The sequence below is a fragment of the Mycobacterium arosiense ATCC BAA-1401 = DSM 45069 genome (assembly GCF_002086125.1).
In the GTDB taxonomy this organism is placed as follows: domain Bacteria; phylum Actinomycetota; class Actinomycetes; order Mycobacteriales; family Mycobacteriaceae; genus Mycobacterium; species Mycobacterium arosiense.
Genome location: NZ_MVHG01000115.1, coordinates 1 through 14289 on the forward strand (window position 1 = coordinate 1; position 14289 = coordinate 14289).

The window sequence follows — 14289 nt, forward strand, 5'->3', positions numbered from 1 at the left end:
TCGCCGTCGTCTACCGCGGCGCAGCAGTCCTACGCGCCATCACCCTCTGGCTACCCCATTTGTCAGACACGCCCTAGTCCGGTCGGGTTTATTACTGCGGCGCTTTCGCTTCTTCGTCGGGCAGCCTGCCGGTCGCCTGGAAGATGACCCGCCGGGCCACCTCGACGGCGTGGTCGGCGAAGCGCTCGTAGAACCGGCCCAGCAGCGTCACGTCGACGGCCGCGGCGACGCCGTGTTTCCATTCGCGGTCCATCAGCACCGAGAACAGGTGCCGATGCAGATCGTCCATGGCGTCGTCTTCTTCGCGGATCCGGGCGGCCTTCTCCGGGTCGCGGGACAACACCACCTCTTGGGCGCTGTTACCCAATTCGACTGCGATGCTGCCCATTTCGGCGAAATAGCCGTTGACCTCCTCGGGCAGTGCGTGCTGGGGATGGCGACGACGGGCGATCTTGGCGACGTGCAGCGCCAGCGCGCCCATCCGGTCGATGTCCGCCACCATCTGAATGGCACTCACGATGGCCCTCAGATCGCCGGCCACCGGTGCCTGTAAAGCCAGTAGTACGAAGGCGCTTTCTTCGGCGCGCGCGCTCAGCGCGGCGATGGCTTCGTGATCGGAGATGACCTGTTCGGCTAGCACCAAGTCGGCCTGCAGCAGAGCCTGGGTGGCCCGCTCCATGGCGATTCCTGCCAAGCCGCACATCTCGCCGAGGCGCTCGGATAACTCCGAGAGTTGCTCGTGGTAGGCGGTCCGCATATCACCAAGCGTACGGTCTTCCCGCCCGAAACGGGCGGCGGAACGCCGTCAACAGCGGTTACTCGCAGGTGGTGTCGGCCGCGTTGGTGACGGTCAGGTCCTCGGGCAGCTTGGCCGGAGCATTGCTCGAGCCGCGTTCGATTTTCAGGCTCATCGACGAACCGCTGGGCGAAGGAGTGCTGACCGACTTGAAGTCGGGGCCCAGCACCACCTGCACAACCTGCCCGTAGCCGGAAACCCGCTGCACTTTCGCGTTGGTGAACGAGGACGCGACGGTGGCGGCGGCCTCCTCGTTGCCCGGCGAGAAGAGCACCGTCGTCGCGCTCACCGAACTCGGGTAATCGTCGGGTGACATCACGTTGAAGCCGTCCCGCTTGAGCTGCGTGGTCGCGGTGGCGGCCAGACCGCTCTGGGTGGTGGCGTTGGAAACCCGCACAGTCACATCGCTGGGCGAGGTCGTCGTGATCTGCTCTTGTTGCGCCTCGGCCGTCGGCGCCGGCGACTTCTTGGTGGTGGGCGCCTTCGACGGCCCCTTCGTCGGCGACGTGCTCAGATTCTGTGCGTTCTGGTCGTTTTCTTCGGGCAGCGGATCGTCGTTGATGATGGCATCGAACAGCGCCCGCATGTCGGCCATCCGCGGCGGCTCGTCGCCGTTCTGGTCGGTCACGCCGGTCGGCACGGTGACGAACGTGACGTGCCCGGCCGCAATGCCCTGCAGCGACTGCCCGAGTTCAACCAGGTCCTTGGACTGCACGTTGTCGACGACGGTGTCGCTGATGAACATGTTGACGACGTTGTTGAGCTTGTTCGGGTCCAGCAGCGTGTCTTCGGAGATCAACGACCGCAGCAGCGAGGACAAGAACCGCTGCTGGCGTTTGATCCGGCCATAATCGCCGTTGACCTCAGTGGTGACCTGGCGCGCGCGCACGTAGTTCAAGGCGGTCGAACCGTCGAGGACCCGGCGGCCACCGTGGTCGAGGACCGTGCCCAACTCGTAGTCGTGCAGCGGCGTGCTCGAGCAGACCTCGACGCCGCCCAGGGCGTCGACCATTCTCGCGAAGCCGGAGAAGTCGACGGCGATGAAGCGGTTGATGCTCAAACCGGACAGCTTCTGGATTTCCTTCACCAGACACTTCGGGCCGCCGAAGGCGAACGCCGAGTTCAGTTTGGTCTCCGTGTAGGTTGTCTTCGGCCCGTAGGTCTTGGTCTTCGGATCGTAGAGGGGCCCGTACTTGCCGGTTTCGGGGTTCCACGCTTCGCACTGCATCGGGGTGATCGCCAGGTCGCGGGGGAACGACACCGCCACCACGCGTTTACGGTTGGCCGGAATGTTGACCAGCATCACCGTGTCGGAGCGTTCGCCGTCGGCGTCGTCGGTGGTGCCGGCGCCCATGTTGGCGTTGTCGCCCAGGCGCGAGTCGAGACCGACGATCAAGAAGTCCTCGTCGCCATACTGTCCACCCGGGTCGCGGATGTCGCTGGAATTCTGGTCGAGCGCGCTGATCGTGTTCAGCCGCGCGTTTTTCGACGCGCTCCATTGCCACGCCCCGCCGGTCGTGACCAGGGCCAGCACCGCGGCCAGGGCTGCCGTCGACCGCGCGGCCAGCAGCAGCGGACGGCGCCGCCGCTTGGGCTCCACACGGTCGGCGGGGGCTTCGTCGTCTGGGTCGTCGTCGTTCGGATAGTCGGCGGCCTCAAGGGCCCGAAGTTCGGCGACGGCGTCCAGGGAGTAGGCCAGGTCGTCGATCACCCGCGTTGGCTGCAGCTCGATCGGCAGACCAGGCCCGGCCCCGGACGGCTGGGGCTCCGGATTGTCCCGAGCGACGCGGTGGGTAACGGGCCGGTCGGGGGCGCCGAGCTTGGCGATCAGGTCCGCGACGCTGACGCCGCCCCCGGCGTGGGATCCACTCAGGTCGGTGTCGTCGGCGGCCGGCTCTACGGGCTCGATGCCGATCTCGGGCTGCCATCGGTGCAGGCTGTCATCGGCGGGAGGCTGGAAGAATCGCTCCCAGGGGGCGGCGCCCAACGGCGCCGGGCGCGGCGCGATCGGGCGGGCGTGCGCCTCGCCCGGGCTATGCCGACCATTACGAGTGGCGTCGTTCTCGGCGTCACTCATGTTCTACCGGCCTCCGAAGCTCTGATGCAGACGTCAGCGTGTGCGTGCGTAGTGTCAGCGCAGCGCCGCATTGTTTGCGCTGCCGCTGGTGCCAACCAGCTTTGGTCGTCCTCGTGCAGCGGCACGGAACCCATCCGCTGCCCGAGCGCATGCAACAAAGCCCACATCGTACTGAGTTATCGGTCCGGACGCGATGTCGAGCTGTCGGCTCAGCCCCCGGAGTGCATGATGTCGGCGCCGGCCGGGACCGTGCAGTCGTCAGGGTCGGTCAACCACCCTTCCGGAAGCACCACCCGCGCCGGTGAACCCTGCCGGCCGCGCGGGCCCGTCGCCGCGTCCGGGAACGGCACCGTGCCGTCCAAGCGGTCGAGCAGACGGTCCAGCTCGTCGAGCGTCTTGACCATCGCCAGCGCCCGGCGCAGCTCGGAGCCGGCCGGAAAGCCGTGCAGGTACCAGCCGATGTGCTTGCGGATGTCGCGCATGCCCTTGTCCTCGCCGAAATGCGCGGCCAACAGCTGCCCGTGCCGTCGGACGATGTCGGCGACCTCACCCAGCGTCGGCGGCGTCGGCGGCGCGCTGCCGGTGAATGCGGCCGACAGTTCGGCGAACAGCCACGGCCGGCCTAGACAGCCGCGCCCGATCACGACGCCGTCGCAGCCGGTGGTGGCCATCATCGTCAGCGCGTCGCTGGCGTCATAGATGTCACCGTTGCCGAGCACCGGGATCGTTTGCACATGCTGTTTGAGCCGGGCGATCTGTGCCCAGTCGGCGGTGCCGGAGTAGCGCTGCGCCGCCGTGCGGGCATGCAGCGCGACGGCGGCGGCCCCCTCGGCTTCGGCAATGCGGCCGGCGTCGACGTGCGTGTGGTGCTCGTCGTCGATGCCGACGCGGAACTTGACGGTCACCGGGATCTGGGTGCCCTCGGTGCCGCGCACCGCCGCGGCGACGATCTGGCCAAACAGTCGCCGCTTGTAGGGCAGCGCCGATCCGCCGCCGCGCTTGGTCACCTTGGGCACCGGGCAGCCGAAATTCATGTCGATGTGATCCGCCAGGCCTTCGTCGGCGATCATCTTGGCGGCGGCGTAGGTGGTCGCGGGGTCGACGGTATAGAGCTGCAGCGACCGCGGCGACTCGTCGGCGGCGAAGGTGGTCATGTGCAGCGTCGCCGCGTGACGCTCAACAAGCGCACGCGCCGTGACCATTTCGCACACGTAGAGCCCGCTGACGGTGCCGACCTTGGCTTGCTCCAGTTCACGACACAGTGTCCGGAAAGCGACGTTTGTCACGCCCGCCATCGGCGCCAGGACCACCGGGCTGGCGAGCGCGATGGATCCTATGCGCACCGCTTGGTTACCGCCGGCTCATGGTCAGCGTGCCCGCGGTCTGGTGCAGCTCAAATGCGGTGGTCAGCTTGCCGGTGCGGGCCTCCCGCTCGAGCTGACGCTGCTTGGAAATCTCGAACTTTTCGCAGGTCGTTTCGAGTTCCTTGATCAGCAGCGCGAGATCGTCGCGCATGGCGGCGGCCTCGCCCGTGAAGTCCTCACGCTCGAAGATGCGCCACTTCTTCAGCACCGGCATGACCACATCGTCGAGGTGGATGCGCGGGTCGTACACGCCGCCGACGGCGATGGCGACGGCCTTGCGGCGGAACTCGGGCACCTGGTAGCCGGGCATCTGGAAGTTGCGCAGCACCTTGTGCAGCGACTTCATCGCCTGGTTGGGCGCGGCGGCGAACCCGGCGTCGCTGACATCCCGGTAGAAGATCATGTGCAGGTTCTCGTCGGCCGAGATCTTGGCCAGCAACTGGTCGGCGATGGTCTCGTTGCAGGCCTTGCCGGTGTTGCGGTGCGAGATCCGGGTGGCCAGCTCCTGGAAGGTCACGTAGATCACCGAATCGAACAGGCTCTCGGCAAACAGATCGGCGCGAACCTGGTGGTTCTGGCCCGGGCTGAAGCCGCGGTTCACGACCTCGATGCGCAGCTTCTCCAGTTCGACCGGGTCGACCGCGCGGGTCACCACCAGGTAATCGCGGAGCGCGATGCCGTGCCGGTTCTCCTCGGCGGTCCAGCGGTTGACCCACTGGCCCCATGCGCCGTCGAGGCCGAAGTTCATCGCGATCTCGCGGTGGTAGGACGGCAGATTGTCCTCGGTCATCAGGTTCTGCACCATCGCGATCTGGGCGACGTCCGAGAGTTTGGATTGACCGGGCTCCCAATCCTGCCCACCGAGCGCGTAGTAGTTTTTGCCGTCCGACCACGGGATGTAGTCATGCGGGTTCCAGTTCTTGTGCATGCTCTCGTGCCGGTTCAGGTACTTCTCAACGAACGGCTCGAGTTCGTGCAGCAGCTGTAGGTTTGTCAGCTCAGCTGACATAGGTCCTCCAGTTATCTGTGTCGATGGGTAGCAGTCAATATATCTGTGTACTTCAGTAGCATCAAGTTCCTCGTCCGGCGCGTTAGGTGACGGTTCGATGCCGGTTTCGAGCGGACTCAAGCTGCGGGTCCAGGTGTACTACTTGCCGATGCGGCGCAAATCAAAACGCGATTACTGCGACTTGCCGAGTTCGCCGACGGGAACGTATGGCGCGGCGCTGATGTACAGCATGTTGATGCAGTAATCGATGAATTGCGTGCGGCTGGCGCCCAGCTGCCCGTGCAGGTAGGCGGTGAACAGGCTCGACAGCCCGCCCACCAGGCTGGTGGCAATCATCTTCTGCAGCACGGCATCGCCGATGCGGGACAGCTTGCGCTGCAGCAGGTCGATGAAATTGGGCATCCACTCGGCCCCGGAGCGGGTCAGCACGGGCTCGACCGTCGGCGCCAGCAACAGCACGCGTCCGCGGACCGGGTCGTCGACCATGAGCTCGACGAATCGCTCGACGGCTTCGCGCGGGGTCGTCGCCGACGTGAGTGTGTTCATCGCGCGCGTGCAGACGTCGTCGTAGACCGCGCGCACGAATTCGTCACGGTCGGCGAAGCTTTCGTAGAAGTAGCGTTCGGTCAGCGCGGCCGCACGGCACACCGCGCGCACGGTCAGCGCCGGCCCACCGGGCCTGCCCAGCAACTGCACCCCCGCGCCGATGAGGTTGTCCCGGCGAAGCGCGAGGCGGCTCTCCAGGGGGACGCCGGTCCAGCGTCCCCGTCGTTGACCCGTCTGCACATCGCTCCTAAGCTCTGAAATGACAACGGCTGTAGTCAGAATTACAAGATACCAACAGGGATCCAATAGTGACTCAAGATACGTCCGCATCGCGTCTTCCGACCAGCGACGTAGCGCGCGGCGATGTCCTGAACACCGCTGAGCAGTCGGTTTGGGCCGGGCCGACCGATGCGTCCGCCGGCGTCGCGGGCGGCTGTCCGGTATCGCCGGCGGGATACCAGGCGCCCCCCGCACCGCTGGGACCCGATTCGCTGACCTGGCGGTACTTCGGTGACTGGCGGGGCATGCTGCAGGGCCCGTGGGCGGGATCGATGCAAAACATGCACCCGCAGCTGGGCGCGGCGGTCATCGATCACTCCACGTTCTTCCGTGAGCGGTGGCCGCGCCTGCTGCGCTCGTTGTATCCCATCGGGGGCGTCGTCTTCGACGGTGACCGCGCTCCCGTCACGGGCGCGGAAGTCCGCGACTATCACACCGACATCAAGGGGGTCGACGAACAGGGCCGGCGCTACCACGCGTTGAACCCCGACGTCTTCTACTGGGCGCACTCCACCTTCTTCATGGGCACCATTCACGTCGCCGAACGGTTCTGCGGCGGGATCACCGAGGAGCAGAAGCGCCAACTGTTCGACGAACACGTCGAGTGGTATCGCATGTACGGCATGAGCATGCGGCCGGTGCCGAAGTCGTGGGAAGAGTTTCAGGTCTACTGGGACCACATGTGCCGCAACGTGCTGGAGAGCAACTGGGCGGCGCGGGCCGTGCTCGACCTGACCGAGCTACCGAAACCTCCTTTCGCGCAATGGATTCCGGACCCACTATGGGCGGCCCAGCGCAAACTGCTGGCGCCGTTTTTCGTCTGGGTGACGGTCGGCCTGTACGACCCGCCGGTGCGGGAGCTGATGGGTTATTCGTGGTCGGGCCGCGACGAATGGTTGCACCGGCGCTTCGGTGACCTCGTTCGCGGGGTGTTCGCCCTGGTGCCGCCCAGATTCCGCAAGCACCCGCGGGCGCGCGCCGGGTTGGACCGTGCCAGCGGGCGGATTTCGCCCGATACGCCGCTGGTGCAGACCCCGGCGCGCAATCTGCCGCCCGAAGACGAGCGCGGCAACCCCAAGCATTACTGCCCGATGGTCTCCTGAGACCGCTGCGGCGCCGGCTGCGCTAGGCGTGGGCGTGGCCGTGGACTTCTTCCAGACCCGCCTGATGCACGTGCGAGTGGGTGTGTTCGGTCCCGTCGGCGTGAGTGTGTGAGTGTTCGTGCTCGACGTGCTCATGCTCGTGGGCGGTGTGCGCGTGGACGTGTGTGACGTCGCCGTGCTGGTGTTCGTGCGCGTGCGGCGCGTCGTGAGTGTGCTGTTCGCTCATCGCTGATCTCTCCTTGGGTGAAATGCCTTGTGGCCGCCGCTCGCTCAGCGCCCGGCGCTGTGCCGCCGGTTCGGTGGGCGGGACGACTCCGGGACGGCTCTCAGCACGCCGTCGCCGCGATGGTGACCGGGAACCCCGGGGCCGGCGTGTTCGGCGTTGAACACCGCATCGATGACGAGTTGGCGGACGTGGTCGTTTTCCAGGCTGTAGAAAATCGTCGTGCCCTCCCGACGGGTGCGGACCAGCCGGGCCATCCGCAGCTTCGCGAGGTGCTGGGAAACCGACGGCGCCGGTTTGCCCACGTGCTCGGCGAGTTCGTTGACCGACATCTCGTGGTCGGTCAACGACCAGAGCACCTGCACGCGCGTGGCATCGGCGAGCATCCGGAAGACCTCGACGACCAGGCCGGCCTGGTCGTCCGGCAACCGGCCTTTGCCATTATCTGCATGCATACGCAAATATTAGCGGACGTCGTTCCGGCCGCCAAGGGTGCGGTTCAGCAGGACGGGACGGCCGTAGCCCGGCCTTCGCCGTCGCGCTCGTTCCAGAACCGGTAGACCTCGACGGCGTCGCCGTTGGGCTCGTAGCGCATCGGTAGGCGGCGCTGGCCCCATTGCTTGGCGAATTCGTCGTAGAACGTGGACACCTCGAAATACTTGCGGTCATCGGCGTAGTACCGCTCGTAGCTTTCCCGGGTGGTCAAGAAAACCACTTCTTTGGGTGAGCAGTAGTACAGCGAGCCCAGGCACATCGGGCACGGGTGGGCGAGCACGTAGATGGTGGCCTCGACGAGGTGCTCGGTGCCCAGCTTCATGCAGGCCTCGCGGATGGCGAGGATTTCCGCATGGGCGGTGGGATCGTTGGTCTGGGCCACCTTGTTGGCGCTCTCGGCGAGCACCTCGCCGTCCTGGACGATCACCGTCGCGAAGGGGCGGCCGCCCTCTGCCACGTTGCGGCGAGCCAGGTCGATCGTCCGCTGGGCGAAATCGGTCACGGGCCCTCCTGAAACGGGAGCTGATAACTCGCAGAGTAGTCCCGCACTCCGGACTGCGACCCTGTGATACTCACTAGATTGTCTATCTTTTTCGGACCCGGCTTGAGGGGGCACCATGGCGCGCGCCGAACGTGATCGATGGGATCTTGCGACCAGTGTCGGGGCGACGGCGACCATGGTGGCCGCGCAGCGGGCGCTGTCTTCGGACGCGAAGTTGATCGACGACCCCTATGCCGCGCCGTTGGTGCGGGCGGTCGGGATCGACGTCTACGTCCGGCTGGTGAACGGCGAAATCGCGCCCAGCGGTAACACCGAGTTCGATCCGCAGCGAATGGCGCGGGGGATGGCCTGCCGAACCCGGTTCTACGACCAATTCTTTCTGGACGCGACCCGCAGCGGCATCGGCCAGGTGGTGATCCTCGCGTCGGGCCTCGATTCCCGCGCCTACCGGCTGCCCTGGCCGGCCGGCACCGTCGTCTACGAGGTCGACATGCCCGAGGTGATCGAGTTCAAGACCTTGACGCTGCGCGACCTGGGAGCCGAAGCGACTGCCGAGCGTCGCACCGTCGGCATCGACCTGCGCGACGATTGGGCCTCGGCCTTGCGGGCCGCCGGGTTCGATCCGCAGGCTCCCTCGGCGTGGAGCGCCGAGGGCTTGGTGGTCTATTTGCCCGACGACGCCCAAGACGCGCTGTTCGACAACATCACCGACCTGAGCGCGCCAGGCAGCCGCCTCGCGTTCGAATTCGTGCCTGACACCGCCGTTTTCGCCGACCCGCGGTGGCGGGCGTACCACGATCGGATGAGCGAGCTCGGGTTCGAGATCGACTTCAACGATCTCGTGTATCACGGGCAGCGCAGTCACATCGTCGACCACCTGAGCCGGCGCGGCTGGCAGACCACCTCGCAGACCATCGCGCAGTTGCATGCGGCCAACGGATTTGTCTACGCCGACGACGACGTCGCCGCGGCCTTCGCCGATGTCACCTACAGCAGCGCGGTGCTCGGGGGATGAGCCGTCTTCGAGTGCGCTCGGCCTCCGGTCGTGCGCGTCGTGGTGCCCCCACTAGGACTCGAACCTAGGACCTGCGGATTAAAAGTCCGTAGCTCTACCAACTGAGCTATAGGGGCCGCGGAGATTCAGGATACTTGGACCGAAAACGAGGCTCGTTTGAGGATTGGGCACGCGGTGACCTAAGCTGACGTGGCTCCCAACGAAACCACGTGGCGAGTACCCCGGAGTGATTCGGTTCTGGCCCCCATCGTCTAGTGGCCTAGGACGCCGCCCTTTCACGGCGGTAGCACGGGTTCGAATCCCGTTGGGGGTACGCGACGCGGTGACGCGGAGCAGCAGCAAGGCCCTGTGGCGCAGTTGGTTAGCGCGCCGCCCTGTCACGGCGGAGGTCGCGGGTTCGAGTCCCGTCAGGGTCGCCAAGCGCGGCGAGGCACTCGCTGCCTTCCGGCCAGGTAGCTCAGTCGGTACGAGCGTCCGCCTGAAAAGCGGAAGGTCGGCGGTTCGATCCCGCCCCTGGCCACCATGATCTGACGCTCTGTATAGCGATTCGTTAAAGCACGTAGGGCGCAATCAGAGTGGTGGCACCCAGCACCACCAACCCGATCAAAAACGCGACGATGGTGAACCCCATCACCTGACGGACATTGAGCTTCGCGATCGCGAGCAGGGGCAGCAACCAGAACGGCTGGATCATGTTCGCGACCCCTTCGCCGACGGCGACCGCCATGGATATCAACCCGAGGTAGGCCGGTGAGACCTGACCGAGCGCGCGCGCCGAGTCGACCGCGATCGGGCCCTGCACGGCCCAGTGCCCGCCGCCGGACGGTACGAACAAGCTGATGATCAACGAGCCGATGAAGGTCAGGAACGGCAGCGTGTACTGCGTGGCGCCGCTGACCAGCCCGTGGGCCAGCAGCGTCTGCAGGGGCACGGCCTTGCCGCCCGCGTGGGGTGGCGCATAGCCGAGCAGAGCAACCAGGCCGCCGTAGAGCGGGTACTGCAGCAGCAGCGGACCGGACACCTTGGCGGCGCCGGTGAACGCCCGGATGAACCGGATCGGCGTGCGGTGCAGCAGCGCGGCGGTGATCGTGAACAGCATGATCATCGACGAGATGTTCAGCGCAAAATTGCTGAGCCAGAAGTAGGCGATGCCGGCCGCAAACACGAGGACGTTGAGAATCCACTGATTTTCCAGCCATTCGGCGAACGATCGCGCGCCCTCGGGCTTGGCCTCGGACTGGTCCTCCTCCTCGAACACAGCGGGATCGGGCGCAAGGCGTTGCGTTGGCTGCATGCGCCAGATCGCAAGCGCGAGCAGCGCCAGCACGACGAGCACCGACAGCCAGCTGTAGGGCTCAAAGATCGTCAGTTTGAGCGGCACCGTGGCCCCAGTCATCTTGTGGATCACGTTGATTGGGCTGCCGTCGTCCGTGTTCGCCAGCGCGATCGATGACGACAGCCCCTGCGTCCAGACGATGAAGCCCATGAACGCCGCCGCGATGAGGTAGCCGAAATGTGCGTCGGTGAAGCGCTTCGCGACCTGCCGGGCGATCAGCGCACCCGCGACCAGCCCGAGCCCCCAATTCAGCAGGGACAGTGTGGCGCCGACGCCGAAACACAAAAGCGCTGCCTGCACCTGGTTGCCCGGCTTGCTCGCGATGTAGGCGATGGCCCGCTTCAGAACCGGGGCCTCGGCGAGTGTGTAGCCGGTCACCAGGATCAGGACCATCTGAAAGGCGAAGGTGAAAATGTTCTGCGATCCCCACACGCCCCCGTACCACGCCTTGAGCATCCCGCTCGCGGAGCCGCCCTTCACCACCATGGCCACCAGCGCGGCGACGATGACGGTGAGGATGACCGCGAACAGATAGGGGTCGGGCATCAGCCGTTCGACGTACCGGACACAGAGCGCGGTGAAAGCTTGGATGAGGCCGCGCTGTTCGGGTTTGCGTTCTTCTTCAGACGCGCTTGGCCTTTCGGGCCCGGGAGCCTCGGTTGCGGCCTTGGGTTCCTCGCTCGTCGTCATCGACCCGCCCTTGCATTTTCTGGCCAGCTCGCGTTCGACCGCGCGCATTGGCTGATCGTAATGGACCTCGCGCAAGGTCGCTTCTGTTGCGCTCGCTACCGCTGCAAATCCACGCCCGTGCCGGGGGGTCAAGGAGCTGCACATAGCGCTATCCGCGGCCGGTCGGCCACCGTCGCTGATTATGGCGTTGCGGTGAACTCCACGTGAAGTGCTTCCAGCCCGCGCAGGATGTATAGCGGCACGTACTCGAATCGGCGATTTCCCGGCGGCCCGTGCTGTGCTTCATCGAGCCGAATGGTGTTGAATCTGTCCAAAATTCGCTCGATCGACACCCGGCCCTCGATGCGAGCCAGTGGTCCACCGGGGCAACTGTGCGCTCCGCGGGCGAACGCCACATTGTGGCGGGCGTTCGGCCGGTCCACGCGGAGTTCGGCCGGACATTCGAAGTGCCGCGGATCCCGATTGGCGGCGCCGGGTAGCAGCATCACCGTCGTGCCGGCAGACAATTTCGTGCCGCCGAGCGTCGTAGTAACTCGGGTCAACCGGAAGTCACTTTTGATCGGGCTTTCCAGCCGTAGCATCTCCTCGACGAAATTGGGAATGCGATCCCGGTTGCCGCGCAATGTGTCCTGTAATTCTGGATCTTCCGCCAAGACGCGCAGCGCGCTGGACAACAGTCGGGCCGTGGTCTCGTGGCCCGCGATGAACAAGAACGTCGCGATTCGCACCAGATCCACCACCTCGGGCAAGGTGCCATCGGCGAATCGCTGGGTGGCCATCTCGGTCAGGATGTCATGCCCGGGCTGGTCGCGCCGGTCGTTGATATACGTAGTGAACCACTTATCAAGATAGGCAAGGGGATTCATGTTCAACGAACCATCGTCGTCACGCTGGGCCCACGACGGATTTTCGGCCGGCCCTTTCCCCGCCAACAGTTCGCGGAACATCGGATGATCTGCCCCGGGCACGCCGAGTAAATCCGCGATCACCAGTAGCGGGAAGGGCTGAGCGTAGGCGGAGGCGAATTCGCAACGCCCATCAGCAATGAACTCGTCGATCAGTTGGTCGGCGAGATGCCACATGAACTCCTCATTCTCCTTGAGCCGCTTGGGAGTGAAGAGTCCGTTGAGCAGCGCGCGGTGCGCGGTGTGCCGCGGTGGATCGAATGAAACGAGGTGCTCGCTCATCGGGAATTGGTCGCGGTGGGCGTCGATCTGTTCGGAAATATCATCGCCGATTACCTCGAACGGTAGCGGAAAGGGACCGAGCGAGGAATTGACAGCCGAGAATGTCGCGCTGTCGCGATACACCTGCGTCAGCTCGTCATAGCCGGTGACCGCGACCATCCTGCCACCCCGCAGGTGCACAACCGGACACTGTTCGCGCAGATATTCGTAATAGGGATAGGGATCCGCGACCAAGTCGGGATTGGTGAAGAAGTCGACCTCGGCGAAGTCCGTCATGCGGGGACGCTAACATCACTTACAAATACTGTAAAGTCTGTAAACCATGGACAACGTCATCGCGGACGACCCGATGCGCGAACGGATCTTGCGGGCCGCTTTCAAAGTGCTGTGCCGCCACGGCTACGGCAAGCTGAGTCTTTCCGATGTGGCGGCCGAGGCGGGCATTTCGCGCCCGACCTTGTACAAGTCGTTCTCGTCCAAAGACGACCTGCTGACCGCCTTCAGTGGGTTCGAAATGCGTTTACTGCGTGAGGATTTAGCGCGCGCAACCGACGGGCGGACCGGTCGCGGCAGGGTTGATGCGCTGCTGCACTTCTTGGTTGACTTCTACGGCTCGTACCAGATGCGCGGCCTCATTGAGATCGAGCCGCGCCTGGTGCTCGATCAGATGAGCAGGGCGATGCCCGAGCTGGTCGCCCTGGTCGCGCCGGCGCTGGAAGGGCAGGTCGCCGACCCGGACGTGGTGGCGATGGCGCTGGTACGCCTGTCCGTATGTCACTATCTCGTTCCCGGCTACGACCAGGGCCGGTTGCTTGACCAACTTCGGCTCGCGGCGGGCGTACTGTAGCCAGCCATGGGACGAGTCGACGGGAAGGTTGTACTGGTCACCGGTGGCGCACGCGGCATGGGTGCCGTGCATGCGCAGACGCTGGTATCCGAGGGTGCGCTGGTGGTGATCGGCGACGTTCTCGAGGAGGACGGCGGAGCCGTCGCCGAAAAGTTAGGCGGATCAGCCCGTTTCGAAGTTCTCGACGTCACGGATCCGGACGGGTGGCACCGGGCGATCGATGCCACGCTGGACACATTCGGTCGCCTCGACGCGCTGGTCAACAACGCCGGGATCGTCAAAATGGGCCCCCTGCGCGGCTCCTCGGTGTCCGACTGGCAACGGGTCCTCGACGTCAACCTGACCGGGGCCTATCTCGGTATGCGGGCCGCGATCGAACCGATGATCGCCGGCGGCGGAGGATCGATCGTCAACATTTCGTCCGTGGAGGGACTGGCCGGCAGCGCCCACCTGCACAGCTACGTTGCCGCCAAGTTCGGATTGCGCGGCATCACCAAATCAGCAGCAGTTGAGCTAGCCCGGTACAACATCCGGGTCAATTCCATTCACCCCGGACTAGTGCATACGCCCCTGAGCGAGGGCGTTACCGAAGACTTCATGCGACCCATTCCGATGCGCCGAGGCGCCGCACCCGCCGAGGTCTCCACCTTTGTCGTGCTCCTGGTCAGCGACGAGTCGGCGTACGCCACCGGGGCGGAGTTCGTCGTCGACGGAGGACTGACCAGTTATGTACCCGTGAAGATCTAGGAGCTTGCTGAATTAGTTCCGCGTGGCGGGCGTGGTCGTCGGGGGGCTTTGGGGATGATTGTTGGGTGCAGGG

At 65.3% G+C, this 14289-nt stretch carries 14 protein-coding genes and 4 tRNA genes; 7 read left to right on the forward strand and 11 right to left on the reverse strand.

The window, feature by feature from the left end; translation table 11 throughout:
- Window positions 1-91: 91 nt before the first annotated feature.
- The 5 genes from phoU to BST14_RS25710 all read right to left on the reverse strand — a co-directional run bounded on the left by phoU (window position 92) and on the right by BST14_RS25710 (window position 6032).
- Window positions 92-757 carry a phosphate signaling complex protein PhoU gene (phoU, locus tag BST14_RS25685; RefSeq protein ID WP_083067123.1) on the reverse strand — a complete coding sequence of 222 codons (666 nt, stop codon included), beginning with the start codon at window positions 755-757 and terminating at the stop codon, window positions 92-94.
- A 58-nt stretch (window positions 758-815) separates the two neighbouring features.
- A complete protein-coding gene (locus tag BST14_RS25690) occupies window positions 816-2873 on the reverse strand; it encodes an LCP family protein (RefSeq protein WP_083067124.1) in 2058 nt (685 codons plus the stop codon).
- A 209-nt stretch (window positions 2874-3082) separates the two neighbouring features.
- Window positions 3083-4216, reverse strand: a complete 1134-nt coding sequence (dusB, locus tag BST14_RS25700) for a tRNA dihydrouridine synthase DusB (RefSeq protein WP_083067125.1) — start codon at window positions 4214-4216, stop codon at window positions 3083-3085.
- 7 nt (window positions 4217-4223) lie between these two features.
- Window positions 4224-5246: an acyl-ACP desaturase gene (locus tag BST14_RS25705; protein ID WP_083067126.1), complete on the reverse strand. Its 1023-nt coding sequence runs from the start codon at window positions 5244-5246 to the stop codon at window positions 4224-4226.
- Between the two features lie 171 nt (window positions 5247-5417).
- On the reverse strand, window positions 5418-6032 hold the full coding sequence (locus BST14_RS25710) for a TetR/AcrR family transcriptional regulator (RefSeq protein ID WP_142279612.1): 615 nt from the start codon (window positions 6030-6032) through the stop codon (window positions 5418-5420).
- 128 nt (window positions 6033-6160) lie between these two features.
- Between BST14_RS25710 and BST14_RS25715 the strand changes: the two genes are divergently transcribed.
- A complete protein-coding gene (locus BST14_RS25715; protein ID WP_245845738.1) occupies window positions 6161-7174 on the forward strand; it encodes an oxygenase MpaB family protein in 1014 nt (337 codons plus the stop codon).
- A gap of 22 nt (window positions 7175-7196) precedes the next feature.
- Here the strand turns inward: BST14_RS25715 and BST14_RS25720 are convergent, their stop codons facing one another.
- Genes BST14_RS25720 through BST14_RS25730 form a run of 3 tightly spaced genes read right to left on the reverse strand, consistent with a single transcriptional unit; the run spans window position 7197 to window position 8394 of the window.
- Entirely contained in the window at window positions 7197-7400 is a 204-nt protein-coding gene (locus BST14_RS25720) for a zinc transporter Slc39a7 (RefSeq protein ID WP_083067128.1), read from the reverse strand.
- 44 nt (window positions 7401-7444) lie between these two features.
- Window positions 7445-7852 (reverse strand): ArsR/SmtB family transcription factor, encoded by a 408-nt coding sequence (locus BST14_RS25725; RefSeq protein WP_083067129.1) that lies wholly within the window; start codon window positions 7850-7852, stop codon window positions 7445-7447.
- Between the two features lie 44 nt (window positions 7853-7896).
- A complete protein-coding gene (locus BST14_RS25730) occupies window positions 7897-8394 on the reverse strand; it encodes a nucleoside deaminase (RefSeq protein WP_142279613.1) in 498 nt (165 codons plus the stop codon).
- 115 nt (window positions 8395-8509) lie between these two features.
- Here BST14_RS25730 and BST14_RS25735 point away from each other — a divergent pair, with 115 nt between their 5' ends.
- Complete coding sequence (locus BST14_RS25735; protein ID WP_083067131.1) at window positions 8510-9409, forward strand: class I SAM-dependent methyltransferase; 900 nt, start codon at window positions 8510-8512, stop codon at window positions 9407-9409.
- Window positions 9410-9449: 40 nt separating this feature from the next.
- Here BST14_RS25735 and BST14_RS25740 read toward each other — a convergent pair.
- A tRNA-Lys gene (locus tag BST14_RS25740) sits at window positions 9450-9525 on the reverse strand.
- A 124-nt stretch (window positions 9526-9649) separates the two neighbouring features.
- Here BST14_RS25740 and BST14_RS25745 point away from each other — a divergent pair.
- The 3 genes from BST14_RS25745 to BST14_RS25755 all read left to right on the forward strand — a co-directional run bounded on the left by BST14_RS25745 (window position 9650) and on the right by BST14_RS25755 (window position 9932).
- Window positions 9650-9722 (forward strand) — tRNA-Glu (locus BST14_RS25745).
- A 29-nt stretch (window positions 9723-9751) separates the two neighbouring features.
- Window positions 9752-9828: transfer RNA gene (locus BST14_RS25750), tRNA-Asp, on the forward strand.
- Between the two features lie 27 nt (window positions 9829-9855).
- A tRNA-Phe gene (locus BST14_RS25755) sits at window positions 9856-9932 on the forward strand.
- 27 nt (window positions 9933-9959) lie between these two features.
- Here BST14_RS25755 and BST14_RS25760 read toward each other — a convergent pair.
- Together BST14_RS25760 and BST14_RS25765 are read right to left on the reverse strand one after the other, a co-directional pair.
- Window positions 9960-11336, reverse strand: coding sequence for a TIGR00366 family protein (locus BST14_RS25760; protein ID WP_083067136.1), 1377 nt, complete (start codon window positions 11334-11336; stop codon window positions 9960-9962).
- Between the two features lie 278 nt (window positions 11337-11614).
- Window positions 11615-12898 (reverse strand): cytochrome P450, encoded by a 1284-nt coding sequence (locus BST14_RS25765; protein ID WP_083067132.1) that lies wholly within the window; start codon window positions 12896-12898, stop codon window positions 11615-11617.
- Between the two features lie 46 nt (window positions 12899-12944).
- Here BST14_RS25765 and BST14_RS25770 point away from each other — a divergent pair, with 46 nt between their 5' ends.
- A complete protein-coding gene (locus BST14_RS25770; protein ID WP_083067133.1) occupies window positions 12945-13469 on the forward strand; it encodes a TetR/AcrR family transcriptional regulator in 525 nt (174 codons plus the stop codon).
- A gap of 6 nt (window positions 13470-13475) precedes the next feature.
- Entirely contained in the window at window positions 13476-14216 is a 741-nt protein-coding gene (locus tag BST14_RS25775; protein WP_083067134.1) for an SDR family oxidoreductase, read from the forward strand.
- Window positions 14217-14289: the final 73 nt, after the last annotated feature.

What these genes read in the sequence shown, in the direction of transcription:
- phoU (WP_083067123.1), bottom strand. Translation starts at nt 757, where the DNA reads ATGCGGACCGCCTACCACGAGCAACTCTCGGAGTTATCCGAGCGCCTC.
- BST14_RS25690 (WP_083067124.1), bottom strand. Translation starts at nt 2,873, where the DNA reads ATGAGTGACGCCGAGAACGACGCCACTCGTAATGGTCGGCATAGCCCG.
- BST14_RS25705 (WP_083067126.1), bottom strand. Translation starts at nt 5,246, where the DNA reads ATGTCAGCTGAGCTGACAAACCTACAGCTGCTGCACGAACTCGAGCCG.
- BST14_RS25720 (WP_083067128.1), bottom strand. Translation starts at nt 7,400, where the DNA reads ATGAGCGAACAGCACACTCACGACGCGCCGCACGCGCACGAACACCAG.
- BST14_RS25725 (WP_083067129.1), bottom strand. Translation starts at nt 7,852, where the DNA reads ATGCATGCAGATAATGGCAAAGGCCGGTTGCCGGACGACCAGGCCGGC.
- BST14_RS25735 (WP_083067131.1), top strand. Translation starts at nt 8,510, where the DNA reads ATGGCGCGCGCCGAACGTGATCGATGGGATCTTGCGACCAGTGTCGGG.
- BST14_RS25765 (WP_083067132.1), bottom strand. Translation starts at nt 12,898, where the DNA reads ATGACGGACTTCGCCGAGGTCGACTTCTTCACCAATCCCGACTTGGTC.
- BST14_RS25770 (WP_083067133.1), top strand. Translation starts at nt 12,945, where the DNA reads ATGGACAACGTCATCGCGGACGACCCGATGCGCGAACGGATCTTGCGG.
- BST14_RS25775 (WP_083067134.1), top strand. Translation starts at nt 13,476, where the DNA reads ATGGGACGAGTCGACGGGAAGGTTGTACTGGTCACCGGTGGCGCACGC.